General features: G+C 68.2%; 21 protein-coding genes and 1 pseudogene. 4 read left to right on the plus strand and 18 right to left on the minus strand.

Features of this window, described 5'->3' with window-relative positions; all coding sequences use genetic code 11:
- The first annotated feature begins 112 nt into the window (after positions 1–112).
- Positions 113–1,042 carry a GGDEF domain-containing protein gene (locus tag QSJ95_RS10975; RefSeq protein WP_009620943.1) on the plus strand — a complete coding sequence of 310 codons (930 nt, stop codon included), beginning with the start codon at positions 113–115 and terminating at the stop codon, positions 1,040–1,042.
- Positions 1,043–1,351: 309 nt separating this feature from the next.
- Here the strand turns inward: QSJ95_RS10975 and rluB are convergent.
- Positions 1,352–2,575 (minus strand): annotated as a pseudogene (gene rluB / locus QSJ95_RS10980) (23S rRNA pseudouridine(2605) synthase RluB); the annotation flags it as partial.
- A 137-nt stretch (positions 2,576–2,712) separates the two neighbouring features.
- On the opposite strand from rluB, the gene QSJ95_RS10985 reads away from it, so the two are divergent.
- A complete protein-coding gene (locus QSJ95_RS10985) occupies positions 2,713–3,147 on the plus strand; it encodes an NUDIX hydrolase (RefSeq protein WP_069861304.1) in 435 nt (144 codons plus the stop codon).
- A gap of 341 nt (positions 3,148–3,488) precedes the next feature.
- Here QSJ95_RS10985 and QSJ95_RS10990 read toward each other — a convergent pair whose 3' ends face one another.
- The 3 genes from QSJ95_RS10990 to zwf are packed head-to-tail and all read right to left on the minus strand — an operon-like array spanning position 3,489 to position 6,331.
- Positions 3,489–4,139 (minus strand): bifunctional 4-hydroxy-2-oxoglutarate aldolase/2-dehydro-3-deoxy-phosphogluconate aldolase, encoded by a 651-nt coding sequence (locus QSJ95_RS10990; RefSeq protein WP_285642365.1) that lies wholly within the window; start codon positions 4,137–4,139, stop codon positions 3,489–3,491.
- Positions 4,140–4,158: 19 nt separating this feature from the next.
- Positions 4,159–4,875: a 6-phosphogluconolactonase gene (gene pgl, locus QSJ95_RS10995; RefSeq protein WP_285642367.1), complete on the minus strand. Its 717-nt coding sequence runs from the start codon at positions 4,873–4,875 to the stop codon at positions 4,159–4,161.
- Positions 4,862–6,331 carry a glucose-6-phosphate dehydrogenase gene (gene zwf / locus QSJ95_RS11000; protein ID WP_043267599.1) on the minus strand — a complete coding sequence of 490 codons (1,470 nt, stop codon included), beginning with the start codon at positions 6,329–6,331 and terminating at the stop codon, positions 4,862–4,864. Before zwf ends, pgl begins: the two co-directional genes overlap by 14 nt.
- Before the next feature lie 200 nt (positions 6,332–6,531).
- Here zwf and QSJ95_RS11005 point away from each other — a divergent pair, with 200 nt between their 5' ends.
- The gene (locus QSJ95_RS11005) at positions 6,532–7,389 is read left to right on the plus strand and encodes a MurR/RpiR family transcriptional regulator (protein WP_009620931.1); all 858 of its coding nucleotides are present in this window, start codon (positions 6,532–6,534) and stop codon (positions 7,387–7,389) included.
- A 247-nt stretch (positions 7,390–7,636) separates the two neighbouring features.
- Here QSJ95_RS11005 and QSJ95_RS11010 read toward each other — a convergent pair whose 3' ends face one another.
- The 11 genes from QSJ95_RS11010 to edd all read right to left on the minus strand — a co-directional run bounded on the left by QSJ95_RS11010 (position 7,637) and on the right by edd (position 20,428).
- Positions 7,637–8,473 (minus strand): D-hexose-6-phosphate mutarotase, encoded by an 837-nt coding sequence (locus QSJ95_RS11010; RefSeq protein ID WP_269963776.1) that lies wholly within the window; start codon positions 8,471–8,473, stop codon positions 7,637–7,639.
- Positions 8,474–8,830: 357 nt separating this feature from the next.
- Positions 8,831–10,180 carry a carbohydrate porin gene (locus tag QSJ95_RS11015; RefSeq protein ID WP_285642373.1) on the minus strand — a complete coding sequence of 450 codons (1,350 nt, stop codon included), beginning with the start codon at positions 10,178–10,180 and terminating at the stop codon, positions 8,831–8,833.
- A 36-nt stretch (positions 10,181–10,216) separates the two neighbouring features.
- Entirely contained in the window at positions 10,217–11,374 is a 1,158-nt protein-coding gene (locus QSJ95_RS11020) for an ABC transporter ATP-binding protein (protein ID WP_285642374.1), read from the minus strand.
- 6 nt (positions 11,375–11,380) lie between these two features.
- On the minus strand, positions 11,381–12,220 hold the full coding sequence (locus QSJ95_RS11025) for a carbohydrate ABC transporter permease (RefSeq protein WP_043319323.1): 840 nt from the start codon (positions 12,218–12,220) through the stop codon (positions 11,381–11,383).
- Complete coding sequence (locus QSJ95_RS11030; RefSeq protein ID WP_051878441.1) at positions 12,213–13,139, minus strand: carbohydrate ABC transporter permease; 927 nt, start codon at positions 13,137–13,139, stop codon at positions 12,213–12,215. The genes QSJ95_RS11025 and QSJ95_RS11030 overlap by 8 nt, the downstream gene beginning before the upstream one ends.
- A 100-nt stretch (positions 13,140–13,239) precedes the next feature.
- Entirely contained in the window at positions 13,240–14,499 is a 1,260-nt protein-coding gene (locus QSJ95_RS11035) for an ABC transporter substrate-binding protein (RefSeq protein ID WP_285642379.1), read from the minus strand.
- A gap of 297 nt (positions 14,500–14,796) precedes the next feature.
- Positions 14,797–15,159 (minus strand): endonuclease domain-containing protein, encoded by a 363-nt coding sequence (locus QSJ95_RS11040; RefSeq protein ID WP_285642381.1) that lies wholly within the window; start codon positions 15,157–15,159, stop codon positions 14,797–14,799.
- 157 nt (positions 15,160–15,316) lie between these two features.
- Positions 15,317–16,765, minus strand: a complete 1,449-nt coding sequence (locus tag QSJ95_RS11045) for an ATP-binding protein (protein ID WP_285642383.1) — start codon at positions 16,763–16,765, stop codon at positions 15,317–15,319.
- Positions 16,765–17,493, minus strand: a complete 729-nt coding sequence (locus QSJ95_RS11050; protein ID WP_064582375.1) for a response regulator — start codon at positions 17,491–17,493, stop codon at positions 16,765–16,767. The genes QSJ95_RS11045 and QSJ95_RS11050 overlap by 1 nt, the downstream gene beginning before the upstream one ends.
- Before the next feature lie 42 nt (positions 17,494–17,535).
- The gene (locus QSJ95_RS11055) at positions 17,536–18,534 is read right to left on the minus strand and encodes a glucokinase (protein WP_285642386.1); all 999 of its coding nucleotides are present in this window, start codon (positions 18,532–18,534) and stop codon (positions 17,536–17,538) included.
- Positions 18,535–18,601: 67 nt separating this feature from the next.
- Positions 18,602–20,428 carry a phosphogluconate dehydratase gene (gene edd, locus QSJ95_RS11060; RefSeq protein ID WP_285642388.1) on the minus strand — a complete coding sequence of 609 codons (1,827 nt, stop codon included), beginning with the start codon at positions 20,426–20,428 and terminating at the stop codon, positions 18,602–18,604.
- A gap of 128 nt (positions 20,429–20,556) precedes the next feature.
- Between edd and gap the strand changes: the two genes are divergently transcribed.
- Complete coding sequence (gene gap / locus QSJ95_RS11065) at positions 20,557–21,561, plus strand: type I glyceraldehyde-3-phosphate dehydrogenase (protein WP_285642390.1); 1,005 nt, start codon at positions 20,557–20,559, stop codon at positions 21,559–21,561.
- Between the two features lie 244 nt (positions 21,562–21,805).
- Here gap and QSJ95_RS11070 read toward each other — a convergent pair whose 3' ends face one another.
- The 3 genes from QSJ95_RS11070 to scpB form a co-directional block, all read right to left on the minus strand.
- Entirely contained in the window at positions 21,806–21,988 is a 183-nt protein-coding gene (locus QSJ95_RS11070; protein ID WP_285642391.1) for a DUF1289 domain-containing protein, read from the minus strand.
- A 148-nt stretch (positions 21,989–22,136) separates the two neighbouring features.
- Positions 22,137–24,425, minus strand: a complete 2,289-nt coding sequence (bglX, locus tag QSJ95_RS11075) for a beta-glucosidase BglX (RefSeq protein WP_285642392.1) — start codon at positions 24,423–24,425, stop codon at positions 22,137–22,139.
- Positions 24,426–24,640: 215 nt separating this feature from the next.
- Positions 24,641–25,630 (minus strand): SMC-Scp complex subunit ScpB, encoded by a 990-nt coding sequence (gene scpB, locus QSJ95_RS11080; RefSeq protein WP_058488826.1) that lies wholly within the window; start codon positions 25,628–25,630, stop codon positions 24,641–24,643.
- Positions 25,631–25,678 lie beyond the last annotated feature (48 nt).

The raw sequence follows: 25,678 nt of genomic DNA on the forward strand, positions 1-25,678 counted from the left end.
AAGCCCGCGCCAGACGGTCCCTTGAGCCGTCAGAACAGAACTTTTCGCGGGTTGGCACGAAAATAGCTCAGCCCTCACTGTCGCCGTTTTGCGCCAGAGGTCGCCACGCGTCATGGCCCCGCCCAAGCAGTCCAACACCATCGATTTCGATACCGCCAAGCTCCAGCGCCTGAGCCAGGTCGAGAGCGGCCGCCCGCGCGGCCGGCGCCCGGCCAGCCTGACGGACGTGCGCCGGCAGCTCGCCGTGCAGTTGCAGACCAGCCTCGAGATCGAACGCGTCCTGGGCCTGTTCTTCCAGGAGATCCAGGCGCTGCTGCCGCTGGACTACCTGAGCTACCAGAACGGCAGCGCCGACCTGCGCCTGGAGTTCGGCGAAGCCGCCAGCCACGGCGCCACCTACAACCTCAACCATGCCGGGGAATACCTGGGCGAGCTGGCCTTCCGCCGCCGCCGCCCCTTCGACGAAACCGAGCTGGGCCAGCTGGAAAGCCTGATCGCCAGCCTGCTCTACCCGCTGCGCAACGCCCTGCTCTACCGCGCGGCCATCCAGGCCGCCCTGCGCGACGCGCTGACCGGCACCGGCAACCGCATCGCCATGGACCAGGCCCTGGGCCGCGAGGTCGAGCTGGCGCGGCGCAGCCTGCAGCCGCTGTCGGTGCTGATGCTCGACCTGGATCACTTCAAGCGCATCAACGACCAGTACGGCCACAGCCACGGCGACGAGGCCCTGCGCTGCGTGGCCAGGGCGATCAAGGCCAGCCTGCGCAACGTCGACATGGTCTTCCGCTTCGGCGGCGAGGAGTTCCTCGTGCTGCTGTCCAACACGCCCAGCAGCAGCGCCGCCCAGGTCGGCGAAAGGCTGCGGCATGCCATCCAGGAGCTGGACTTTGCCGTCGATGGCAAGCCGGTGCCGCTGTCCGTCAGCCTCGGCTGCGCCACCCTGATCGCCGGCGAGCGCGTCGACGACCTGCTGCACCGGGCCGACGCCGCGCTCTACGCGGCCAAGCGCGACGGCCGCAACCGCCTGGCCTGCGCCGGCTGAGCGGACTTTCCGGAAGACGAAAAAAAGGGCTCCGCGGAGCCCTTTTTTCATGCCTGACGCTTAGCGCTTGAAGCCCGGGCGCATGCCGTCGCCGGCCGGCTGCGGGCGGCGCTTGTTCAACGGCTTGCGCGCCACCGGCTTGGACGGGCGCTCGTCACGCTCGGCGCTCGGCTTGGCCGGACGCGAACGCGGCGCTTCGCCGGCCGGGGCCTTGCCACGGCCTTCCGGACGCGGCGCGCGGGCCGGGCGCTCGGAATCCTGGCGCGGACCATGGGCCGGACGGTCGGAGTCCTTGCGCGGACCGCGGGCCGGACGATCCGAATCCTGGCGTGGAGCACGAGCCGGACGATCAGAGTCCTGGCGCGGACCACGGGCCGGGCGATCCGAATCCTGGCGCGGACCACGAGCCGGACGGTCCGAATCCTGGCGCGGACCACGAGCCGGACGATCCGAGTCCTGGCGCGGACCACGAGCCGGACGGTCGGCATCCTGACGCGGACCACGGGCCGGGCGGTCGGCATCCTGGCGCGGACCACGAACCGGACGGTCGGAGTCCTGACGCGGCCCTCGGGCGGGACGCTCGCCGGCCACCGGACGCGGACCACGGGCCGGGCGCTCGCCGCCGAAGGATTCCTTGCGCTGGCGGTTGCCGCGACCGGCATCCGGGCGCTCGCTGCGCGCCAGCGGCTTGGCCAGCTTGCGCTGCTGGCGTTCGAGCTTGTCCTTGGCCTTGGTGGTCATCTCCGGCAGTTTCACCGGCTTCAGGCCGACCTCCTCGCTGAGGATGTCCAGTTCGCGCTGGTCCATCTCGCGGTAGCGCCCCATGGTCAGCTCGGAGGTGAGGAACACCGGGCCGAAGCGCACGCGTTTCAGGCGGCTCACCACCACGCCCTGGGATTCCCACAGGCGGCGCACTTCGCGGTTGCGGCCTTCCATCACCACCACGTGGTACCAGTGGTTGAAGCCTTCCCCGCCCGGGGCCTGCTGGATGTCGCTGAACTTGGCCGGGCCGTCTTCGAGCATCACGCCGGCTTTCAGGCGCTCGATCATCTCTTCGTCGACTTCGCCGCGCACGCGCACGGCGTACTCGCGGTCCATCTCGTAGGACGGGTGCATCAGGCGGTTGGCCAGCTCGCCGTCGGTGGTGAACAGCAGCAGGCCGGTGGTGTTGATGTCCAGGCGGCCGACGTTGATCCAGCGGCCGCTGCGCAGGCGCGGCAGGCGGTCGAACACGGTCGGGCGGCCTTCCGGGTCGTCGCGGGTGCAGACCTCGCCCTCGGGCTTGTTGTAGATCAGCACGCGGCGCACGTGCTCTTCGGCCTGCTCGCGGCGGATCAGGTGCTCGTCGACGGCGATGGCGTCGTGGCCTTCCACGCGCTGGCCGAGGCTGGCGACCACGCCGTTGACCTTGACCCGGCCTTCCTCGATCCAGGCCTCGACGTCACGGCGCGAGCCGACGCCCAGACGGGCCAGGACCTTCTGCAGCTTCTCGCCGGCGGGGGAAATTTCGGTGGTTTCGTGCGTGTCGTTCATCTGGGCACCTCCCGGTGTGTCATGCAACGAAGAAAAAGGTCGCGCATCATACGCGCTTGGGCGCGGCAAAGCACCGTCCGTGATCGGGAAAGCCTAGCCGCTTTTGCCATTCGCGCCGCTTTCAGGGGGAAACCGAGTTGAGCGACGAATCCGCCTTCACCGGCGCCAAGCTGGCGCTGTTCCACGACGGTCACCTGGTGGTCTACCTGCGCGACGAGAAACCCGGCATCCCCTTCCCCGGCTGCTGGGACTTTCCCGGCGGCGGCCGCGAAGGCCAGGAAACCCCGGCCGAATGCGCGTTGCGCGAGCTGGAGGAGGAGTTCGCCATCCGCCTGGGCCAGGAGCGCATCGAATGGCAGCGCCGCTACCGCGCCACCCACGGCCCGGCGCCCTGGGCCTGGTTCCTGGTGGCGCGGCTGCGGGCGGCGGAGTTCGCGGCGATCCGCTTCGGCGACGAGGGGCAGTATTGGCGGTTGATGGCGGTGGAGGAGTACCTCGGGCTGGATGAGGGGGAGGCGGTGCCCTATCTGCAGGAGCGGTTGCGGGATTATCTGGAAGAGGGTCTTTCGTAGGAGCGAGCTTGCTCGCGAACGGCCGTTTGCCTGAGGCGCCGGAGTGTTATTTGAGTCCGCTCCCTCTCCCTAACCCTCTCCCTGAAGGGAGAGGGGACTGTCCTCTGCCTGCTGAGGTCCCCGAGTGGTCCTGCGGTTTCCGGCTGACGCCTGACTTCCCAAGCACGCCGAACGGCCCCCTCTCCCTTCAGGGAGAGGGCTGGGGAGAGGGTGCTCTTAAACCCAGCACCTGCGCCACCGGGAAACTCCGTTCGCGAGCAAGCTCGCTCCTACGAAGAGCAGCCGCCCGCCCCCATAAAAAAGCCCGGCACAAGGCCGGGCACGTCCGATCGTGGGACAGCTCAGTGTGATTCGAGCAGCGCCAGGGCCTCGCGCGACAGGCGCTCGACCGTGGCCCAGTCACCGCTGGCGACGGCAGCCCTGGGCAGCATCCAGGTGCCCCCCACGCACATCACGTTGTCCAGGCGGTAGTAGTCGTTCAGGTTGTCCGGTCCTACCCCGCCGGTGGGGCAGAAGCGCACTTCCGGGAAGGGGCCGGCGAAGGCCTTGAGCGCTTCCACGCCGCCGCACACCTTGGCCGGGAACAGCTTGAAGCGGCGCAGGCCGTGGCGGTAGGCGGCCATGATCTCGGAGGCGGTGGCCACGCCGGGCAGCAGCGGCACCGGGCGGCTCACCGCGTGCTGCAGCAGTTCCTCGGTGCAGCCGGGGGTGACGATGAACTGCGCGCCGGCCTCTTCCGCCTGGCGGAAGGTTTGCGGGTCCAGCACGGTGCCGGCGCCCACGCACAATTCTGGGCGCTGCTCGGCCAGGGTGCGGATGGCGGTCAGGCCCAGCGGGGTGCGCAGGGTCACTTCCAGCACGGTGATGCCGCCGGCGGCCAGGGCGTCGGCCATGGGCAGGATATCCTGCTCGCGATCGATGGTGATCACCGGCAGGATGCGGGCGCGCTCGGCGAGGGCGTCGATGCGCTGGATGTGGGAATCGAGACTCATGTTGCGGTAACTCCGTGCCTCAGGGGCACCAGTGGATCGACAGGGGAGCGCGGAGGAAGGCGCTCACCGGCATGCTTGCTTCGTCTTCGGCGGCCAGCGCGGCCCTCAGGGTGGCCAGCTTGGCCTCACCCTGGATCGCCAGCAGTTGCACCCGCGAGGCGGCCAGCAGCGCACGGCTGAGGGTCAGGCGCTGGTGCGGCACGCTCGGCGCCCAGGCCGGCAGGCAATGGCGCGCGCCGGCCGGGTCGAGGGCCTCGGCCAGGCCCGGGCTGGCCGGGAACAGCGAGGCGGTGTGGCCGTCGTCGCCCATGCCCAGCACCAGCACGTCGATGGGCAGGGCCAGCTCGGCGACCTGGCGGTCGGCGATGGTCGCCGCTTCCTCCAGGCTCGGCGCCGAGTGATACAGGCCGCAGAACAGCGCCTTGGCCGCCGCGCCCTTGAGCAGGTGGCGGCGCACCAGGCCGGCATTGCTGTCCGGATGGACCTCCGGCACCCAGCGCTCGTCGGCGAGGGTCACGGTCACCTTGCCCCAGTCGAGGACTTCGCCGCTCAGGGCTTCGAGGAAGGCCACCGGGCTGCGTCCGCCGGACACCGCCAGCAGCGCGCGGCCGCGCTCGGCGATGGCCCCGCGCAGTTGTTCGGCCACATTGGCGGCCAGGCCGCGGGCCTGCGCCACCGGGCTTTCCCAGGCCGTCCAGCGCACGCCGGCCGGCAGTTTCAGATCAATGGTCGCCATACCAGTCCTTCCCGTCTCTCGCGATCAGCGCCACGGCCGCCTGGGGTCCCCAGGTGCCGGCGGCGTAGGGTTTGGGGGCGTCGCCCAGGCGTTCCCAGCCGGCGATCAGGTGGTCGCACCACTTCCAGGCGAACTCCACTTCGTCCTTGCGCACGAACAGGTACTGGTTGCCCTGCATCACTTCCAGCAGCAGCCGCTCGTAGGCGTCCGGCACGCGCGCAGCCTGGTACGCCTCGGAGAAGCTCAGCTGCAGCGGCCCGGTGCGCAGTTGCATGCCCTTGCCCAGGCCCTGGTCCTTGGTCATCACCTGCAGGGAGATGCCCTCGTCCGGCTGCAGGCGGATGATCAGGCGGTTGCTGATCAGCGAGCGCTGCTCCGGAGCGAAGATGTAGTGCGGCGGGTTCTTGAAGTGGATGACGATCTGCGACAGCTTCTGCGGCATGCGCTTGCCGGTGCGCAGGTAGAAAGGCACGCCGGACCAGCGCCAGTTGCGGATGTCCACGCGCAGGGCGACGAAGGTCTCGGCGCCGCTCATGCGGTTGGCGTGTTCCTCTTCCAGATAGCCGGGCACCGCCTTGCCGTCGATGAAGCCGGCGGTGTACTGGCCGCGCACCACGCGGCCGGCCAGTTGCTCCGGCGGGATCGGCTCCAGGGCGCGCAGCACCTTGACCTTCTCGTCGCGGATGCTGTCGGCGGAGAGGTCGCTGGGCGGGTCCATGGCGATCAGGCATAGCAGCTGCAGCAGGTGGTTCTGCACCATGTCGCGCAGTTGGCCGGCCTGGTCGAAGTAGCCCCAGCGGCCCTCGATGCCGACCTTCTCGGCCACGGTGATCTCCACGTGGGAAATGTGGTTCTGGTTCCACTGCGTCTCGAACAGGCTGTTGGCGAAGCGCAGGGCGATGAGGTTCTGCACCGTTTCCTTGCCCAGGTAGTGGTCGATCCGGTAGATGCGGTTCTCCGGGAAGAACTTCGCCACCGCCTCGTTGACCTCGCGGGAGGACGCCAGGTCGTGGCCGATGGGCTTCTCCAGCACCACCCGGGTGCGTTCGGCCAGGCCGAGGGCGGCGAGGTTCTCGCAGATGCCGCCGTAGACCGCGGCCGGGGTGGCGAAATAGGCCACCAGCGGCAGGCCGGCGGGCACCGCGTCGCGCAACGCCGGGTAGGACGCGGCATCGAGGAAGTCCATGCTCAGGTAGCTCAGGCGCTGCTGGAAGCGCGCCCAGACGGCGTCGTCCCATTCGCGCGCCGGCACGGCCAGGCGCAGGCGCTTCTCGAGGGTGGCCAGGTGGGCGGCGGGGTCGCCCTCGTCGCGGGCCAGGGCGAGGATGCGGGTGTCGCCGTGGAGCAGGCCTTCACGGTCGAGCTGGTAGAGGGCGGGGATCAGCTTGCGCAGGGCGAGGTCGCCCAGCGCGCCGAACAGCGCCAGGGTGCAAGGCAGAACGCGGACATCAGGCATTTGTTGTTACCAAACAGATTTTGAGGAACATTTGCCGAATACACCGGGCTATTAAGGCAAAAATGTAGTAATTAAACAACATATTTTTCCCAAGACGCGGTCCTGTTGGTCGTCTGCCGACCTGACGTTAGGATAGCGCCGCTGGCCGCAGGTACGTCCCCGGCCGTCGATTGCCCCACAGGGGCCACCAAGGAGAACGGATGAAGAACCTGCTGGAGCAGATCCAGACGCGCCTGGAAGACTTGAACAAGGCCGAACGCAAGGTCGCCGAGGTGATACTGCAGAACCCGCAGCAGGCCACCCGCTTCAGCATCGCCGCGCTGGCCCAGGCCGCGAGCGTCAGCGAACCGACGGTGAACCGCTTCTGCCGCTCCTTCGGCATGAGCGGCTACCCGGAGCTGAAGATCCAGCTGGCGCAGAGCCTGGCCAGCGGCGCGGCCTTCGTCACCCAGGCAGTGGCCGAGGACGACGGCCCCGAAGCGTACACACGGAAAATCTTCGGCAGCACCATCGCCTCGCTGGACGCCGCCTACAAGCTGATCGACCCACGCGCGGTGGACCGCGCCGTGGACCTGCTGATCCAGGCCCGGCAGATCCACTTCTTCGGCCTAGGCGCCTCCAGCTCGGTGGCGCTGGATGCGCAGCACAAGTTCTTCCGCTTCAACCTGGCGGTGTCGGCGCAGAGCGACGTGCTGATGCAGCGGATGATCGCCTCGGTGGCGCACACCGGCGACCTGTTCGTGGTGATTTCCTACACCGGCCGCACCCGCGAGCTGGTGGAGGTGGCGCGCCTGGCGCGGGACAACGGCGCCTCGGTGCTCGGCCTGACCGCGGCCGACTCGCCGCTGGCCAAGGTCTGCACCCTGACCCTGGACATCCCGCTGCCGGAAGACACCGACATCTACATGCCGATGACCTCGCGGATCATCCAGCTGACGGTGCTCGACGTGCTGGCCACCGGCGTGACCCTGCGCCGCGGCGTGGACTTCCAGCCGCACCTGCGCAGGATCAAGGAGAGCCTGGTGCCGACGCGCTACCAGCTGGACGAGGAAGACTGACGCCCCGCCGCGGTGATTTCGCAGGCGCGGATTCATCCGCGATTTCGGCGCAGGGGATCGACCGATCGCGGACGGAGTCCGCTCCTACATGGCAGGAGGAGCACCGTCGTAGGATGGCGTTGAGCGAAGCGATACCCATCACCATGGTTCGATGGGTATCGCAAGCTCAACCCATCCTACGAAAAGCACCTTGGCGCAGTCGGCAAGACCGTTGTTCCTACGCTCAAGCCCCGCGCAGCGGAAACCGTCAGACCAACCCGGCCTTCAACCGCAGGCGCATGCGCTCGCCCTGGGCCAGGATCAGGCCGCCGGGGCGGTAGCCGGCGGCGCCTATGCACAGGAAGCGGTCGGCCTCGCCCGGCTCCACCTGCTCCACCGCGCGGCTGCCGGGGTGCCAGATGACGCTGCCGGCGGCGGCGTTCTTGTCGATGCGCAGGCGGCGCTGCCAGCCGGCGTCTTCCAGCACCAGCGCGCCGGTGTTGTACAGCACCTGCTTGACCGCGCCCCGCGGCGTCCAGGTGTTCGCCGCCGGGCGCTGGCCGCCCTCCAGCTCCATGCCGTGGACCACGCTGCGGCGCAGCGAGCCGATGCGCCAGTAGGGTTGCAGGGCGAAGCTGAACAGGCAGTCGCTGTCGTCCTCGTGGTAGCTGGACAGTTCCATCTCCAGCTCACGGCCCAGGCGCGCGTCCAGGCGCACGTGCCAGTCCTCGATGTCCAGCTGCCAGCTCACCTGCACCAGGCTCTCGTCGGCGTGGGCGTCGAGCAGGCGCCATTCGCGCTGGCGGGCCCAGCCGTGGGGCGGCCAGTCGGGCTCGCTGGGGTGGCTGCCGAACCACGGCCAGCACACCGGGATGCCGCCGCGGATGGGCGCCGTGCTCAACGCCGGCCACTGGCTGGAACACCACAGCATGGAGCGCTCGCCCTGGGGCCGGAAATGCAGCAGCTGCGCGCCCTGGCGGCTGAAGACTGCCTGGCACAGGGGATGATCGATCAGCAGCAGGTCGCGGCGCTGGAAGCGCACCCAGTCGAAGGGGCGCTTGGCACGCATGGAATGGAAGAAGCGCTGCAGCGGATGCTCGAGCATTGTCCGGAGGTCCTGAATCAATCCCTTCCCGGACGCTCCCGGGGCATGACATCTATGTAGTTTTACTACACGTTGGTGAAAAAAGCGCAGATTCTACCTGAAAAGCATAGAACCCCAGTCACATGTCCGGATTTTTTCGTCCCAGGCCGGTCACGTAGGGCGCATAACGCCTACGGCGTTATCCGCCGTCTAGCCTCGCTGCCCGGCGGCTCCCAGGTTGACCTGGGCGCTGGCCGTGGCCCCGGCGTATCGGCGGATAACCGCGAACGGTTATGCGCCCTACGAACAAAAAGCCCGCCCCGATATCGGCGGGCGGGCCAAGTACAGCAGCACCTCAGGAGCGTGTCGTTTGGCGCATCAGAAGCTGGACTGGATCTTCAGCCCGGCGACCAGGGCGTTGTCCACCTCGTAGACACCGCCGGGATGCTTGATGTACTGCAGGTTCGGCCGCACCGTCAGCCAGTTGGTCACGTGCACGCCGTAGTACAGCTCGGCGTCGTATTCGCTGTGCTGCAGCGGCTGGAACAGCGGGTTGTCGTAGTCGTCGATGCCGGAGACTTCGTTGATCTGCTTCTGGTGTTTGGTCACGTCATCGTTGATGTGGATGCGCGCCACCGCCAGGCCGATATCGTCTTTGGGCCGCGCGTCGAACAGGCCTTTGTAGACCATGCCGACCTGCTGGTAGTTGTCGATGCTGTTGGTCGCCTGGTCATGCACGGTGAAGTTGGCGAACAGGCTCAGGCCACGCGAGGCGTCGCCGGCGTGCGCGGTGACCTGCTGCTGCGCCACCACCCACCAGCCGTGCTTGCTGCCATGGGACTTGAAGGCGTTGCCGGTCAGCGCCTGGGGCTGGCCATTGACGTCCTCGTAGACGTCGTCGGCCTTGGCGGTGCTGTAGTAGTAGCCCAGGCGGTATTCGCCCGGCAGCCCGCCGACCTTGGGCGACCACACCAGCTCCACCGGCAGGATCGCGCCCTTGGTGCCGCTGCCGCTGAGCTTGAAGCCGTTGCCGGTCTCCAGGTTCGAAGGGTTCTGCTCGTAGGCGCCGACCTGCACGAAGAACTCGGGGCTCAGGTTGTACTTCACCCGCAGCGCCCACTGCGCCACCGGCCAGTTGTACCAGATGCCGCCGACCCAGTTGCCCACCTGCGAGCCGCAGAACGCCAGGTTCTGGAAATCACAGGGGAAGCTGTTGAAGTCCTCGCCCTCGCCGAACTGGCCGACCTTGATGTCCAGGGCGTCGTCGAGGAAGGTCTGCTTGTACCACATCTGCGTCAGCCGCCAGGTCTGGCCGCGGCCCCAGACTTCCTGCACCGAGCTGAGCTGGCCGGCGCGCGGGTCGCTGATACGGTCGTTGGACAGGTTGTTGCCGCTGCGCTCGGTCACCGTCAGCTGGAACTCGGCGCCATGCCAGCCGAGGATCTTCTGCAGGTCCAGGTGCGTGCCCAGCGCCCACTGGTCGGTGTAGCGCGCGGTCTTGTCGTCGTTGTAGCCGCCGTGCAGGTTGCCCGCGGCCTCGCCGACGTAGTCCAGCTTGAAGTCGTAGCCCTTCTCCAGCAGCTCGCTGCGGGTGCCGCCCCAATCCCCCAGGCCCCATTTCGAATCGGCGGAGAAGGCCTCGTCGGCGCAGGCCAGGCCATTCAGGCCGACGGCGCCCAGGGCGAGCAGGCAGCCCAGGGCGGGCCGAATCTTGTTGTTCTTATGCATTGCTGACGTCCTCGTTGGTGAAATGCCTTGCGGCGTTCAGTGCTTGTGCCGGGCCAGCGGGGTGACCTTGGCCTCCCCCGCCCCGCCCGGGGCCTTGCGCAGGCGCTCGCCGCTCTGCGCGTCGAACAGCAGTACCCGCGCCGGGTCCAGGCGCAGCCGCAGGGTGGCGCCGGGCGCGGGCGCGGCGTCCGGGGCCAGGCGGCAGCAGACCTTGGCGCCGTTGAGGGTGACGAAGGCCAGGGTGTCCGGGCCGGTGGGCTCCAGCACCTCGACCTCGGCGCGCAATTCGGCCGCGCCAGGCGCGCCGTCGTCGGCGATGCCGATCTGCTCCGGGCGCACGCCGAGGATCAGCTCGCGCCCCTCCCCCACTTCGGCCGCCAGATCCAGCGGCAGTTCGAAGCGATCCTGGCCACTGTCCAGCAGGCCGACGAGCTGGCCGCCCTGGCGCTGCACGCGCAGCGGGACGAAGTTCATCGGCGGCGAGCCGATGAAGCTGGCGACGAACAGGTTGGCCGGGTCGTTGTAGATCTGCTGCGGGGTGCCGAACTGCTGGACGATGCCGTCCTTCATCACCGCCACCTTGTCGCCCAGGGTCATGGCCTCGATCTGGTCGTGGGTGACGTAGACCGTGGTGGTCTTCAGGCGCTGGTGCATCAGCTTGATCTCGGTGCGCATCTCCACCCGCAGCTTGGCGTCGAGGTTCGACAGCGGTTCGTCGAACAGGTAGATCTTCGGCCGCCGCGCCAGCGCCCGGCCCATGGCCACGCGCTGCTGCTGGCCGCCGGAGAGCTGCGAGGGCTTGCGCTGCAGCAGGTGCTCGATCTGCAGCAGCTTGGCCACCCGCGCCACCTCTTCGTCGATGGCCGCCTGGGGCAGCTTGCGGATCTTCAGGCCGAAGGCGATGTTCTCGCGCACCGTCATGGTCGGGTACAGCGCGTAGGACTGGAACACCATGGCGATGTCGCGGTCCTTCGGGCTCATGCCGCTGATGTCGCGGCCATCCACCAGGATGGCGCCGCCGCTGATGGCTTCCAGGCCGGCGATGCAGTTCATCAGCGTCGACTTGCCGCAGCCGGAGGGGCCGACCAGGATCAGGAACTCGCCGGACTCGATCGCCAGGTCGATGGACTTCAGGGTGTCCGCCAGGCCGCTGCCGTAGGACTTGTGCAGGTTGCGCAGTTCGAGTGTTGCCATGTCCGATTACCCCTTGACCGCGCCGGCGGTCAGGCCGCGCACGAAATACTTTCCAGCCAGTACGTAGACGATCAGCGTCGGCAGCGCGGCGATCATCGCCGCGGCCATGTCGACGTTGTATTCCTTGACCCCGGTGCTGATGTTCACCAGGTTGTTCAGCGCCACCGTGATCGGCTGGGCGTCGCCGCTGGCGAACACCACGCCGAAGAGGAAGTCGTTCCAGATCTGGGTGAACTGCCAGATCAGGCAGACCATGACGATGGGCGTGGACATCGGCAGGAGGATGCGCGTGAAGATGGTGAAGAAGCCGGCGCCGTCGAGCCGCGCGGCCTTCACCAGGGCATCCGGGATGGCCACGAAGTAGTTGCGGAAGAACAGCGTGGTGAAGGCCAGGCCGTAGATGCAGTGGACCATCACCAGGCCCGTGGTGGTGTTGGCCAGGCCCAGCTTGCCGAGGGTGAAGGACATCGGCAGGAGGATCACCTGGAACGGCAGGAAGCAGCCGAACAGCAGCGCGCCGAAGAACAGCTGCGAGCCGCGGAAGCGCCACATGGACAGCACGTAGCCGTTCAGCGCGCCGATGAAGGTCGAGATGAGCACGCCGGGGACGGTGATCTTCACCGAGTTCCAGAAGAAGTCGCCCACCGCGCCCCAGGCTTTCACCCAGCCGATCAGGGTGAACACCTCCGGCAGCGCCAGCAGGTTGCTGTTGCGGATGTCCTCGGGGCTCTTGAAGCTGGTCAGCAGCATCACCAGCAGCGGGATCAGGTACAGCGCCACGGCGCCCCAGAGGGTGGCGTGGACTGCCAGGCGGCCGAGGCTCGGCTTGAAGGTCGCGTCACGCATGGCGCTTGCCTCGCAGTTCGGAATACAGGTAGGGCACGACTATGGCCAGCACGGCGCCGAGCATCAGCATCGCGCTCGCCGCGCCCAGGCCCATCTGGCCGCGGGTGAAGGTGTGGGCGTACATGAACATCGCCGGCAGGTCGGAGGAGTAGCCGGGGCCGCCGGCGGTCATGGCGGCGACCAGGTCGAAGCTCTTGATGGCGATGTGCGCGAGGATCATCAGCGCGCTGAAGAACACCGGGCGCAGGCTCGGCAGGACGATGCGCAGGTAGATGGTCGGCAGGCTCGCGCCGTCCACCTGGGCGGCGCGCACGATGGCCGGGTCGACGCCGCGCAGGCCGGCGAGGAACAGCGCCATGACGAAGCCCGAGGCCTGCCACACGGCGGCGATCACCAGGCAGTAGACGACGCGCTGCGGGTCCACCAGCCAGTCGAAGCGAAAGCCCGTCCAGCCCCAGTCGCGCAGCAGCTTGTCCAGGCCCAGGCCGGGGTTGAGCAGCCACTTCCAGGCGGTGCCGGTGACGATCATCGACAGCGCCATGGGGTACAGGTAGACGGTGCGGATGAAGCCCTCGCGGCGGATGCGCTGGTCCAGCAGCACGGCGAGGAACACCCCGAGCAGCAGGCAGATGACGATGAACAGGCCGCCGAACAGCAGCAGGTTGCGGCTGGCCACCCACCAGCGGTCGTTGTCCCACAGGCGCAGGTACTGCCCGAGCCCGGCCCAGCTGTAGCTGGGCATGAAGCGCGAGTTGGTGAAGGACAGCAGCAGCGTCCAGCCGATGTAGCCGTACACGCAGACCAGCACCACGAGCATGCTCGGGGCCAGCACCAGTTTCGGCAGCCAGCGCTGCAGGCCGTCGAGCAGCGAGGCGCGCGGGGCCGCCGCGGGGGTGAAGGTGGGGTTTTCTGTCGCCATGGGTCTTCCCGGGTGCGAGTGAAGCCGTCCGGGCCATGGCGATGGCCCGGAGTGGGTCGGCTGGGAGTGGGGTGGCGCCTGGCGGAAGGCGCCGCGCGGCTTACTGCGCCGCCGCCTCGATGGCCGCGTAGAGCTGCTGGGCAGCCTTCTGCGGGTCCGCGGCGGGGTCGTTGAAGAAGTTGGTCACCACGTCGAAGATGGCGCCCTGCACGTAGCTGGAGGCGGCCATGCTGTGGGCCATGCTCGGCACCAGGGTGCCGGCCGCGGAGGCCGCCTTGAAGTCCTTCATCGACTGCTGGGCGCAGGCGTCGAAGGGCGCCATGTCGGCGTCCAGGCGCACCGGGATGGAGCCCTTGGCCAGGTTGAAGTCCTTCTGGAACGCCGGGTCGAGCACCGCGCGGGCCAGGTCTTCCTGGGCCTTGCGGTTCTCGGCGTTGCTCAGCTTGAACATCACCAGGGAATCGATGTTGTAGTCGAAGTCCTTCTGCGTGCCGGGGAACGGCAGGCACTGGTAGTCCTTGCCGGCGACCTTGTTGGCCGCGGTGAACTCGCTCTTGGCCCAGTCGCCCATGATCTGCATGCCGGCCTTGCCGTTGATGACCATGCTGGTGGCGACATTCCACTCGCGCCCGGCGGCGTCGGCGTCGATGTAGCCGCGCAGTTTCTTCAGCGCGGTGAACACCTCGACCATCTGCGGCCCGGTGAGGGTGGCCTTGTCCTGCTCGACGAAGGCCTTGCGGTAGCCGTCCGGGCCCATCTTGCTGAGCACCAGGTTCTCGAACAGGGTGCCGTCCTGCCAGGGCTGGCTGCCATGGGCCAGGACCACGAAGCCGGCGGCCTTGAGCTTGTCGGCGGCGGCGAAGAACTCGTCGAGGGTGGTCGGCGGCGTGGCGCCGGCCTTCTTGAAGACCTCGGGGTTGATGTACAGCCAGTTGACCCGGTGCACGTTGACCGGCACGGCGACGTAGTCGCCCTGGTACTTCATGACCTGCGCCACCTGCGGCGGCAGCAGCTGGTCCCATTTGCCCTCGGCGGCGACCTGGTTGAGGTCGGCGAGCAGGCCGAGCTGGCCCCACTCCTGAATATCCGGCCCCTTGATCTGCGCGGCGGCCGGCGGGTTGCCGGACACGGCGCGGGTCTTCAGCACGGTCATGGCGGCCTCGCCACCGCCGCCGGCGACGGCGAAGTCCTTCCAGGTGTGGCCCTTGGCCTGGACGAGTTTCTTCAGGGTTTCGGCGGCGCGCGCCTCGCCGGGGGAAGTCCACCAGTGCAGGACTTCGACTTCGCCGGCGTGGGCCGGGGCGGCGAGATAGAGCGAGGAAAGACAGACAGCGGCGGAAAGGCGGCGGAGCGCATTCATGGGGAAGGACCTGTTCTTGTTATTCGGGGCAAGTCTGCGCTTGCGGTAGTCCGAGTCTATCCAAGGCATTTCCTGCTCCGGGTAACGAAGGGATGGGGGATTGTCACGGGGTGGTGACATTTGGGGGTTGGTTGGGTTGGGGTTGATTTGAAGAGCCAAGAGCCCCTCTCCCTAACCCTCTCCCTGAAGGGAGAGGGGACTGGTTCTGAGTGGCTGTATGTTCGGAGTCATCCTGATAGCCCGGTGTTGCCGGCTAACTCCATGATTGCAGCGCACATCGAACGGCCCCCTCTCCCTTCAGGGAGAGGGCTGGGGAGAGGGTTGCGGACTCGAATCGAGCGCCAGGCGTATCGCCTCCAGCACCGAGTCCATCCTCAGCAAAACGTCATGGTTCCAGAACCGTAGCACCTGGAAACCTCGGGCGCAGAGCCAGGCGTCCCGCTCCAGATCGGGAGCAGAGCCCAGGTGCTGGCCGCCGTCCAATTCGATCACCAGCATTCTTTCCAGGCAGATGAAGTCGACTATGTAGTGGCCTACCACTTTCTGGCGCTTGAACTTCAAATCCATGAAGCGGTGGCCGCGGAGTTGTTGCCAGAGGGCCCGCTCAGCGTCGGTCTGGTCCTTGCGGAGTTGGCGGGAGAAGTCTCGGTATGACGGCATCCTTGATCTCCTTTTTTGTGAGATCAGGGAAGTTACTCGGCCTTGGTTGAAGAGCCCCTCTCCCCAACCCTCTCCCTGAAGGGAGAGGGGGCTGTCCTCTGCAAGGCGCAATCATGGAGCACGCCGGAACCTTCTGAGCTGAGTAAAGGAAGCGTCTTTACTCGACCACCAACCTAGGCAACCGCAAGGTCACCCGCAGCCCCCCTTCCCGCCTGTTCTGCAAACTCACCTCCCCGCCATGGGTATGCGCGATATTCCTCGCGATCCCCAACCCCAACCCATACCCCTGCCCCCGCTGCGACAGGCGCACCCGCGGTTCGAACACCTGCTCCAGCCGCTGTTCCGGCACCCCGGGCCCCTCGTCGTCGACGTGCACGACCAGCGCTTCCAGGCCGTCCTCGACCTGCACCTGCGCGCGCTCGCCGTACTTCAGGGCGTTGTCCAGCAGGTTACCGATGCAGCGGCGCAGGGCCAGGGGCTTGCCGGGATAGGGTTCGCCCGCCTCCCCCAGCAGCTTCACGCGGCCGTCGGCCAGGTAGGGGCCGGCGACGTGCTGTAGCAGCTGGTTGACGTCCACCGGTTCGATGTTCTCGTGGATGTCGGTGTCCTTCACGCATTGCAGGGCGCCCTTGACCAGCAGTTCCAGCTCGTCGAGGTCCTGGTTGAGCTTGTCGCGCTGCGGCTCGTCGTCGAGCAGCTCGACGCGCAGGCGCAGGCGGGTGATGGGCGTGCGCAGGTCGTGGGAGATGGCGCTGAACAGCTGGCCGCGCTCGCTGAGGTAACGGTCGATGCTCTCGCGCATGGTGTTGAAGGCGCGGCTGACTTCCACCAGCTCGCGGGCGCCGCGCTCTTCCAGCGGCGCCGCCGGGCTGCCCAGGGCGACTTCGCGGGCGGCGCGGGCCAGGCGCTTCAGCGGGCGGCTCTGCTGGTGCACCAAGAGGCCGGCGAAGAGCAGCAACAACAGGCTGGTCAGGCCGATGGAGAGAATCTGCTGCGGCTGCAGCGCCTCCGGCTCCAGGCTGACGTAGGGCGCCGGCATCAGGCTGGCGATGTAGAGCCATTCGTTCTCGCCGATGCGGATCTGCGTCACCAGCACCGGCGGGTTCACCGGCTCCAGGGTCAGCGCGTAGTGGGCCCAGGAGCGCGGCAGTTCCTCCAGCTTCAGTTGGCTGTTGAACAGGCGCAGGTCGTCCGGGGCGACGAATTCCACTTCCAGCTCCACGTCCTTGCCCAGCTTCTGCTGCAGCACGTCGCGGACGATGTCCAGCACCGCCTGCTTGTTCGGCGTGTCCGGCAGGCTCTGCATCTGCAGCGGGCGCTCGTTGAGCGAGACGAAGAAGCGCGTGCCGCCCATGCTGCGCAGCTGGTCCAGCACCAGCGGGCGGTAGCCGATGGGCAGCGAGCGGAAGTAGCTGACGCTGGCGGCCATGGAATAGGCCAGGCTGCGCGAGCTGGTGAGCAGGCCCTCGCGCTGGCTGGAGCGCAGGTGCGAGAGCCAGAACAGGCTGGACAGGCCCTGGGCGACGAGGATCGCCAGCAGCGTCAGCAGCAGCATGCGCCCCAGCAGCGAACGCGGGACCAGCGGCCAACGCCGCCGCTCGCCCATCACAGCCCCAGGTGCGGGCGGACCTGCGCCGCCAGCAGGTAGCCGCTGCCGCGCACGGTCTGGATCAGCCGCGGCGCCTTGCCGGTGTCGCGCAGGCGCTGGCGCAGGCGGCTGACCGCCATGTCGACGATGCGCTCCAGGGGCATCACCTCGCGGCCACGGGTGGCGTTGGCGATGGTGTCGCGGTCGAGGATCTGCTGCGGGTGGTCGAGGAACAGCTTGAGCAGGGCGAAGTCGGCGCCGCTGAGGAAGAACTCCTCGCCGTCCTCGTGGAACAGCCGGTGGCTGACCGTATCCAGGCGCCAGTCGTCGAAGGCCAGCACCTCGCCGCCGCGCACCTGGGTGAACTGCGCGCGGCGCAGCAGGGCCTTGATCCGCGCCAGCAGCTCGCGCGGGCTGAACGGCTTGCCCAGGTAGTCGTCGGCGCCCAGTTCCAGGCCGATCACCCGGTCGGCTTCGTCGGAACTGGCGGTGAGCATGATCACCGGCATGCAGGCCAGGCGCTGGTGCGAACGAATCCAGCGACACAGGCTGAAGCCGTCCTCGTCGGGCAGCATCACGTCGAGGATGGCCAGGGCGGCCTCCTCTGCCAGCAACGCCTGGCGGAAGGCCGCGCCGTCGGCGGCGCTGCGCACCTGGAAGCCGGCGCGGCTCAGGTAGGTTTCCAGCAGCTCGCGGATTTCCTGGTCGTCATCCACCAGCAGGATGGATTTGGCGGGTGCGTTCACGGGGCATCCCTTGTTGTTGTTCCAGTGGTTGCCGTTGGTCGTTCAGGCTTTTGCCTGCAGCGCCTGCTCCAGGGCCACGCCGGCGCCGAACAGGCCCGGGTGGCTGGCGGTCATCACCCATACCGGCACCTGGCTCAGGTAGGGACCGCTGGTCTTGCCGCGGGTGCAGAAGGCCTCGGCGAAGCCGCTGCGCTGGAAGCGTTCGAGGAAGCGCGGGACGATGCCGCCGGTGATGTACACGCCGCCCAGGGCGCCGACCGTCATCACCGCGTTGCCGGCGACCCGCGCCAGCCACACGAAGAAGTGCTCCAGCACCGCGTCGCAGTAGGCGTCGCCGGCCAGGGCGCGTTCGCCGATCTGCGCCGCGGAGAGCGCCAGCGGCTCGATGCCGTCGACCTTGCAGCTGGCCTGGTAGATGTTCTCCAGGCCGCTGCCGGACAGCGCGCGCTCGGCCGAGACGTGGCCGTACTTCTCGCGTAGTTGCTGCCAGATGGCGAAGTCGCGCTCACCGGTCACCGGCAGGTCGACGTGGCCGCCCTCGCAGGGCAGCACGTCCCAGCCGCCGCCGGGCAGCGGCACCAGGCTGCCGACGCCCAGGCCGGTGCCGGGGCCGATGATCAGCTTGGCGCGGCCCGGCAAAGCCTGGCCGTCGCGCACCTGCACCAGGTCCTCGCCGCCCAGGCGCGAGGCGGCCCAGGCCATGGTGCTGAAGTCGTTGACCAGCAGCAGGTGGCTCAGGCCCAGCTCGGCGCGGAAGGCCTCGCGTTTGATGACCCAGTGGTTGTTGGTGAAGCGGAAGTCGGCATCGCCCACGGGCCCGGCGCAGGCCAGGCAGACGCTGTGGATGGCGCCGAGCGGCTGGCCGACGCGCTGCAGGTACTCCAGCACGGCGTCTTCCGGGCGCGGGTAGTCGGCGCAGGCCAGCACCTCGATGGCCTCCAGGCGCTGTTCGCGCCAGAGGGCGAAACGGGCGTTGGTCCCGCCGATGTCGCCGACCAGCGCGATACCGGTCGGTGCTTGGGATTTGTTGTTGGAATTCATCGCAAGCTCGGGCAACTGAAAGGTTTGAGCGGGTTCCGGGAGGCGAATGCTCCGCCAAGCATAGCCCCTACCGCAAGCGTTCCAGTTCGGCGGTGAAGGCGCAGGCGCCCTGCTCCGCGGAACTGAACGACTGGCGCATGAAGGCGAACAGCTCGCGGCCCATGCCGCTGCCGTCGTCCTCGGGCAGCGGCGCCAGCGGGCGGGCCTGCCACTCGGCGGCATCGACCAGCACGCGCAGCTCGCCGCTGGTGCCGTCGACGCGCACCACGTCGCCGTCGCGCAGGCGCGCCAGCGGGCCGCCGGCGCTGGCTTCCGGGGACACGTGGATGGCCGCCGGCACCTTGCCGGAGGCGCCGGACATGCGCCCGTCGGTGACCAGCGCCACCTTGAAGCCGCGGTCCTGCAGCACGCCGAGGAACGGAGTCAGCTTGTGCAGCTCGGGCATGCCGTTGAAGCGCGGGCCCTGGAAGCGCACCACGGCGACCAGGTCGCGCTCCAGCTCGCCGGCCTTGAAGGCCGCGGCCAGGCTGGCCTGGTCGTGGAAGATGCGCACCGGCGCCTCGACCACCTGGTGTTCGGCGGCCACGGCGGAAACCTTCATCACGCCGCGGCCGAGGTTGCCTTCCATCAGGCGCAGGCCGCCCTCGGCGGAGAACGGGCGCGACAGCGGGCGCAGGATGTCCTCGTCCAGGCTGTCGGCCGGGCCTTCGCGCCAGACCAGCTTGCCGCCGTCGAGGAAAGGCTCCTGCAGGTAGCGGCGCAGGCCCTTGCCGACCACGGTCTGCACGTCTTCGTGGAGCAGCCCGCCGTCGAGTAGTTGGCGGATCAGGAAGGACATGCCGCCGGCGGCCTGGAAGTGGTTGATGTCGGCCTGGCCGTTGGGATAGATGCGCGCCAGCAGCGGCACTATCTCGGAGAGTTCGGCCATGTCCTGCCAGCTCAGCTGGATGCCGGCGGCCTGGGCGATGGCCAGCAGGTGCAGGGTGTGGTTGGTGGAGCCGCCGGTGGCCAGCAGGGCCACCACCGAATTGACGATGGCGCGCTCGTCGATGACCTCGGCCATGGGCACGTACTGGCCGTTCTCCGGGGTCAGGCGGCTGGCCTGGCGCGCGGCCTCGCGGGTCAGCTCGTCGCGCAGCGGGGTATTCGGGTTGACGAAGGAGGCGCCCGGCAGGTGCAGGCCCATCACTTCAACCAGCAGTTGGTTGGTGTTGGCGGTGCCATAGAAGGTGCAGGTGCCCGGCGCGTGGTAGGAGGCCATCTCCGAGGCCAGCAACTGCTCGCGGCTGGCCTTGCCCTCGGCGTAGAGCTGGCGCACCGCGGCCTTCTCCTTGTTGGAGATGCCGGTGGGCATGGGCCCGGCGGGGACGAACACCACCGGCAGGTGGCCGAAGCGCAGCGCGCCGATCAGCAGGCCGGGGACGATCTTGTCGCACACGCCCAGGCACAGCGCGGCGTCGAACATGTTGTGGGACAGCGCGATGGCGGTGCCCATGGCGATCACGTCGCGGCTGGCCAGGGACAGCTCCATGCCCGGCTCGCCCTGGGTCACGCCGTCGCACATGGCCGGCACGCCGCCGGCGAACTGGCCCACCGAGCCGATCTCGCGCAGGGCGTCCTTGATCAGCGCCGGGAAGCGCTCCAGCGGCTGGTGCGCCGAGAGCATATCGTTATAGGCAGAGACGATACCGACGTTGGCCTGGTTCATCAGGCGCAGCGCCTGCTTGTCGTGCTCGCCGCAGGCGGCCACGCCGTGGGCCAGGTTGCCGCAGGGCAGCGTGCCGCGGTGCGGGCCCTTGGTAGCGGCGGCCTTGACCATGGCGAGGTAGCGCTGGCGGGTGGCGGCGCTGCGTTCCTGGATGCGACGGGTGACTTCGAGCACGCGCGGGTGCATGGCAGCATTCTCCTGCAGACTAACGATTGTTGTTTTTACAACATAATCATCGGTTAAAGGATATTTACTTTTGTTTGACGAAAAAATTTAATGGTTTTTACCACAAAAACACAAAAGAGACGACCTCCATGACCATTCGCCTGGCGATCAACGGGTTCGGCCGCATCGGCCGCAACGTCCTCCGCGCCTTTTATACTGCCGACTACCGCCAACAGCTCGAAGTGGTGGCCATCAACGACCTCGGCGACGCCGCCATCAACGCCCACCTGCTGCAGTACGACAGCGTCCACGGGCGCTTCCCCGGGCAGGTCGAGCACGATGACGAGAGCCTGACGGTGAACGGCGACCGCATCGCCGTCACGGCCCTGCGCGACCCGGCGCAATTGCCCTGGAAAGGTTTGGACGTCGATATCGTCCTGGAGTGCAGCGGACATTTCACCCAGCGCGACAAGGCCGCCGCGCACCTGGCCGCCGGCGCGCGCAAGGTGATCGTCTCGGCGCCGGGGGCCGGCGTCGACGCCACCATCGTCCATGGCGTCAACCACGAGCTGCTGCGCGCCTCGCACCAGATCATCTCCAATGCCTCCTGCACCACCAACTGCCTGGCCCCGGTGGCCCAGGTGCTGCACCGCGAGCTGGGCATCGAACAGGGCCTGATGACCACCATACACGCCTACACCAACGACCAGAGCCTGTCCGACGTGTACCACGGCGACCTCTACCGCGCGCGCTCGGCCACCCAGTCGATGATCCCCACGCGCACCGGCGCCGCCGAGGCGGTGGGCCTGGTGCTGCCGGAGCTGGCCGGCAAGCTCACCGGCCTTGCGGTGCGGGTGCCGGTGATCAACGTCTCGCTGGTGGACCTGACCGTGCAGGTCGGCCGCGACACCACGGTCGAGGAGGTCAACCAGTTGTTCAGGATAGCCAGCCAGGGTTCGCCCATCCTCGGCTACAACAGCCAGCCTCTGGTCTCGGTGGACTTCAACCACGACTCGCGCTCGGCCATCTTCGACGCCAACCACACCAAGGTCAGCGGCCGGCTGCTGAAGGTCATGGCCTGGTACGACAACGAATGGGGCTTCTCCAACCGCATGCTGGACAACGCCCTGGCGCTGTGGCGGGCACCGGCCTGAGGCGCGGCGGTGAACGCGGTTATCCGCCGTTGGCCCGGAACACCGTTGCGACGGCCAACGACGGGGCCCCTGTAGGAGCGGGCCCTGCCCGCGATTCGCGCGCAGGGCGCGCTCCTACAAATGGGTCCGGAGGTGGGCATGACGTAAGCGGATCTTATCCGCGAACCGCGCCGATATGCCCGGCTATCGCGGACAAGGTCCGCTCCTACGCCCGAGCATCCCCGTAGGGCAGATAACCGCTGGCCTAGCGGTATTTGCGCCGCCCCTGCGCCTGCAGCACCAGCAGGCGCATGTCGGCCTCGGCCAGCACCGCCAGGCGTTCGGGCTTGTCGAGTTTCTTCCAGGCCTTGATCTCGGCGCGGCTGCGGCCGCAGCCGCGGCAGATGCCGTCGTCGAATTCGCAGACCTTGATGCAGGGATCTTTCACAGGGCCTCCCGGTGCGTTCCGCACACCTCCACCATGGGGGTGCGCCGGGCCTACTTGAAGGCACAGGCGACGAAAGGTCCAACGCAGAAAAGACATCGCCCCGATTGGCCGGGCCAATCGGGGCGATGTCGCGGTTCGGCACGCCGGCTCAGAGCAGGGTGAACTGGCTTTCCTTCACGTCGTCCGAGTCCAGGCCGATCATCACCTTGAACTCGCCCGGTTCCGAGGCGTAGCGCAGGTTGCTGTCGTAGAAGCGCAGGTCTTCCTCGCGGATCGGGAATTCCACCACCTTCGACTCGCCCGGCTGCAGCATGACCTTGCGGAAGCCCTTGAGCTCCTTCACCGGGCGGCTGATGGAGGCCACCTCGTCGCGCAGGTACAGCTGCACCACGGTCTCGCCGGCGCGCTTGCCGGTATTTTTCACCGTCACCCGCGCCTTGAGGGTGTCGCCCTTGTGCATCCGCGGGCTGGACATCTGCACGTCGGAAACGCTGAAGCGGGTGTAGCTCAGGCCGTAGCCGAAGGGGTACAGCGGGCCGTTCTGCGAGTCGAAGTAGCGCGAGGTGTACTTGTTCGGATGCTCGTGGTCGAACGGGCGGCCGGTGTTGAGGTGGTTGTAGTAGATCGGGATCTGCCCCACCGAGCGCGGGAAGGTCATCGGCAGCTTGCCCGAGGGGTTGTAGTCGCCGAACAGCACGTCGGCGATGGCGTTGCCGCCCTCGGTGCCGCTGAACCAGGTTTCCAGCACGGCGTCGGCGTTCGCGGTTTCCCAGCGCAGGTCCAGCGGGCGGCCGTTCATCAGCACCAGCACCAGCGGCTTGCCGGTGGCCTTCAGCGCCTTGAGCAGGTCGTACTGGCTCTGGGCGATGTGCAGGTTGGTCTTGCTCGACGCCTCGTGGGCCATGCCCTGGGCCTCGCCGATCGCCGCCACGATGACGTCGGCCTGCCTGGCCTTGGCCACCGCCTCGTCGATCATTGCCTGCGGGCTGCGCGGGTCGATCTTCACGTCCTCGTTGTATTCGTTGAGGTACTTGATGATCTCTTCGTCGTTGGTGACGTTGGCGCCCTTGGCGTAGAGCAGCGCGGCCTTGCCGCGGGTGGCGTGGCCCATGCCTTCGAGCAGGGTCACCGCCTGGAAGGCCTTGCCGGCGGCGGACCAGCTGCCCATGACGTCGCGCTTGCTGTCGGCCAGCGGGCCGACCAGGGCGATGGTGCCGCCGCGCTTGAGCGGCAGCACGTCACCTTCGTTCTTCAGCAGCACCATGCCGCGGCGCGCCACGTCGCGGGCCTCGGCGCGGTGCAGGCGGCTCTCGGCGTCGGTGTCGAGCGGGTCGGCGCCCTGCAGGTAGCGGTACGGGTCCTTGAACAGGCCCATGTCCCACTTGGCCGCCAGCACGTCGCGGCAGGCGCGGTCGATGTCGGCCTGGGTGATGGCCCCGGTCTTGAGCAGCTCGGGCAACTCCTTGCCGTAGAGGTCGTCGTTCATGTTCATCTCGACGCCCGCGGTCATCGCCAGGCGCGCGGCCTCGCGCGGCTCGCCGGCGACGCCGTGCTTGATCAGCTCCATGACCGCGCCGTGGTCGCTGAGCAGCACGCCCTTGTAGCCCCACTGCTTGCGCAGCACGTCCTGCAGCAGCCACTTGTTGGCGGTGGCCGGCACGCCGTTGACGCTGTTCAGCGAGACCATCACCGCGCCGGCGCCGGCGTCGATGGCCGCGCGGTACGGCGGCAGGTAGTCCTGGAACATGCGCGGCAGGCTCATGTCCACGGTGTTGTAGTCGCGCCCGCCCTCGCCGGCGCCGTACAGGGCGAAGTGCTTGACCCCGGCCATGATGGTGCCGGGCTGGTCCAGGCCCTTGCCCTGGTAGGCCTTGACCACGGTTTCGGCGATGCGGCTGACCAGGTAGGTGTCCTCGCCGAAGCCTTCGGACACGCGCCCCCAGCGCGGGTCGCGGGCGATGTCGACGGTGGGCGAGTAGGTCAGGTTGAGGCCGTCGGCGCTGGCCTCCAGGGCGGCGATGCGCGCGCTGGTGGCGACCGCGTCCATGTCCCAGCTGGCGGCCAGGCCCAGGCCGATGGGGAACACGGTGCGATGGCCATGGACCACGTCGTAGGCGAAGAACAGCGGGATCTTCAGGCGGCTGTGCATGGCCGCGTCCTGCAGGTCGCGGATGCCCGGGCGGACCACGGTGTTGAAGATGGCGCCGGTGGTGCCGGCCTTGATCTCTTCCAGCAACACCGGCTTGGGATGGTCGGGGCCGACGCTGACCAGGCGCAGCTGGCCGATCTTCTCGTCCTGCGTCATCTGCTGCATCAGCTGGCTGATGAAGGCGTCCTTGGACTGCCCCGGCAGCGGAACCGCCGGCCCCTCGGCAGCGAGCAGGGAAACGCTGTTCAACCCCAGCAGGAGGCCGAGGCAGAGGTGTGTTCTCTTCATTATGTGTGCGCACTCAGTGGCCCGCGCCAGGGCGGCGGCCGACTGTTGAATGTTGGAAGGTTCGATGATGGCCATGCCCGGCGCTGTTCCGGCGGCTCCCCCAGGTGCTGCCGCCGGCGCCCGTGCGGCGCGGCACATAAGGTCGTCCCGCGCGCGATGGAAGTCAACGGTTGAAAGCTTTCAGGGGCGGCGCCCCCGACTTTCGGACGCGCGGATCAGTGGTCGCGTTCCCTGGCCATGGCCTCGAGTTCCTCGCGCATGGCCTCGGCCAGGGCGCGCTCCTCGTCGTACTCCTCGGCCTCGGGCGCCGGCGCGGCGGGCTCTGCGGCGGGTTCCGGGGCTGCCTCGACGGCGTCGTCGGACGCTGTCGGCAAGGCTTCTTCGGCTGCTGCGGGGTCGTCCGCGGCCTCGTCTTCGGCGACCGGCGGCGGTTCGATCAGGTCGTCGAAGTCGGTCTTCAGGCCCTGCTCCATCTCGTCCAGTTCGGCCAGCAGGCTGCGGAAGCTGGTTTCCTCGGGCTTCCCCTCCGGCGCCGCGGCTTCCGGCTCTTCGCCGGCTTCGCGCAGCGCCTGGTCGGCCAGGGCCTGGATCGACGCCGGCACGTAGTCTTCGTCGAGGATCGGGCTGGGCAGGTGGACCGGCACCAGTTGCACGTCTTCCGGCTCGGCTTCCATCTCGCGCAGCTCGGCCAGCGGCGGCAGTTCTTCCAGGCTCTTGAGGTTGAAGTAGTCGAGGAAGGTGCGGGTGGTGGCGAGCATCGCCGGGCGCCCCGGCACCTCGCGGTAGCCGACGATGCGGATCCACTCGCGTTCCATCAGCGTCTTGATGATCTGGGTGTTCACCGCCACGCCGCGGATTTCCTCGATCTCGCCGCGGGTGATGGGCTGGCGGTAGGCGATCAGAGCCAGGGTTTCCAGCAGCGCGCGGGAGTAGCGCTGCGGGCGCTCCTCCCACAGCCGGCCGACCCAGGGCGAGAGCGGCTCGCGGATCTGCAGGCGGTAGCCGCTGGCCACTTCCTTGAGCTCGAAGGCGCGGCCGGCGCAGGACAGCGACAGGATCGCCAGGGCATCGCGGAACTGCTGCGGCTCCGGGCGCTCGGCCTCCTCGAACAGCTCGCCGAGGCGTTCCAGCGACAGCGGCCGGCCGGCGGCCAGCAGGATGCCTTCGAGCAGGGTCGCCAGTTCGTGGGGGTCGGAGAGATTCATCGGGTCGCTCGGTTCGGGTTGCGGGAATCGCCGGTCTGGCGGGAAAAC

Source organism: Pseudomonas sp. NBRC 100443 (genome assembly GCF_030268185.1).
GTDB classification, from domain to species: Bacteria; Pseudomonadota; Gammaproteobacteria; order Pseudomonadales; family Pseudomonadaceae; genus Pseudomonas; species Pseudomonas citronellolis.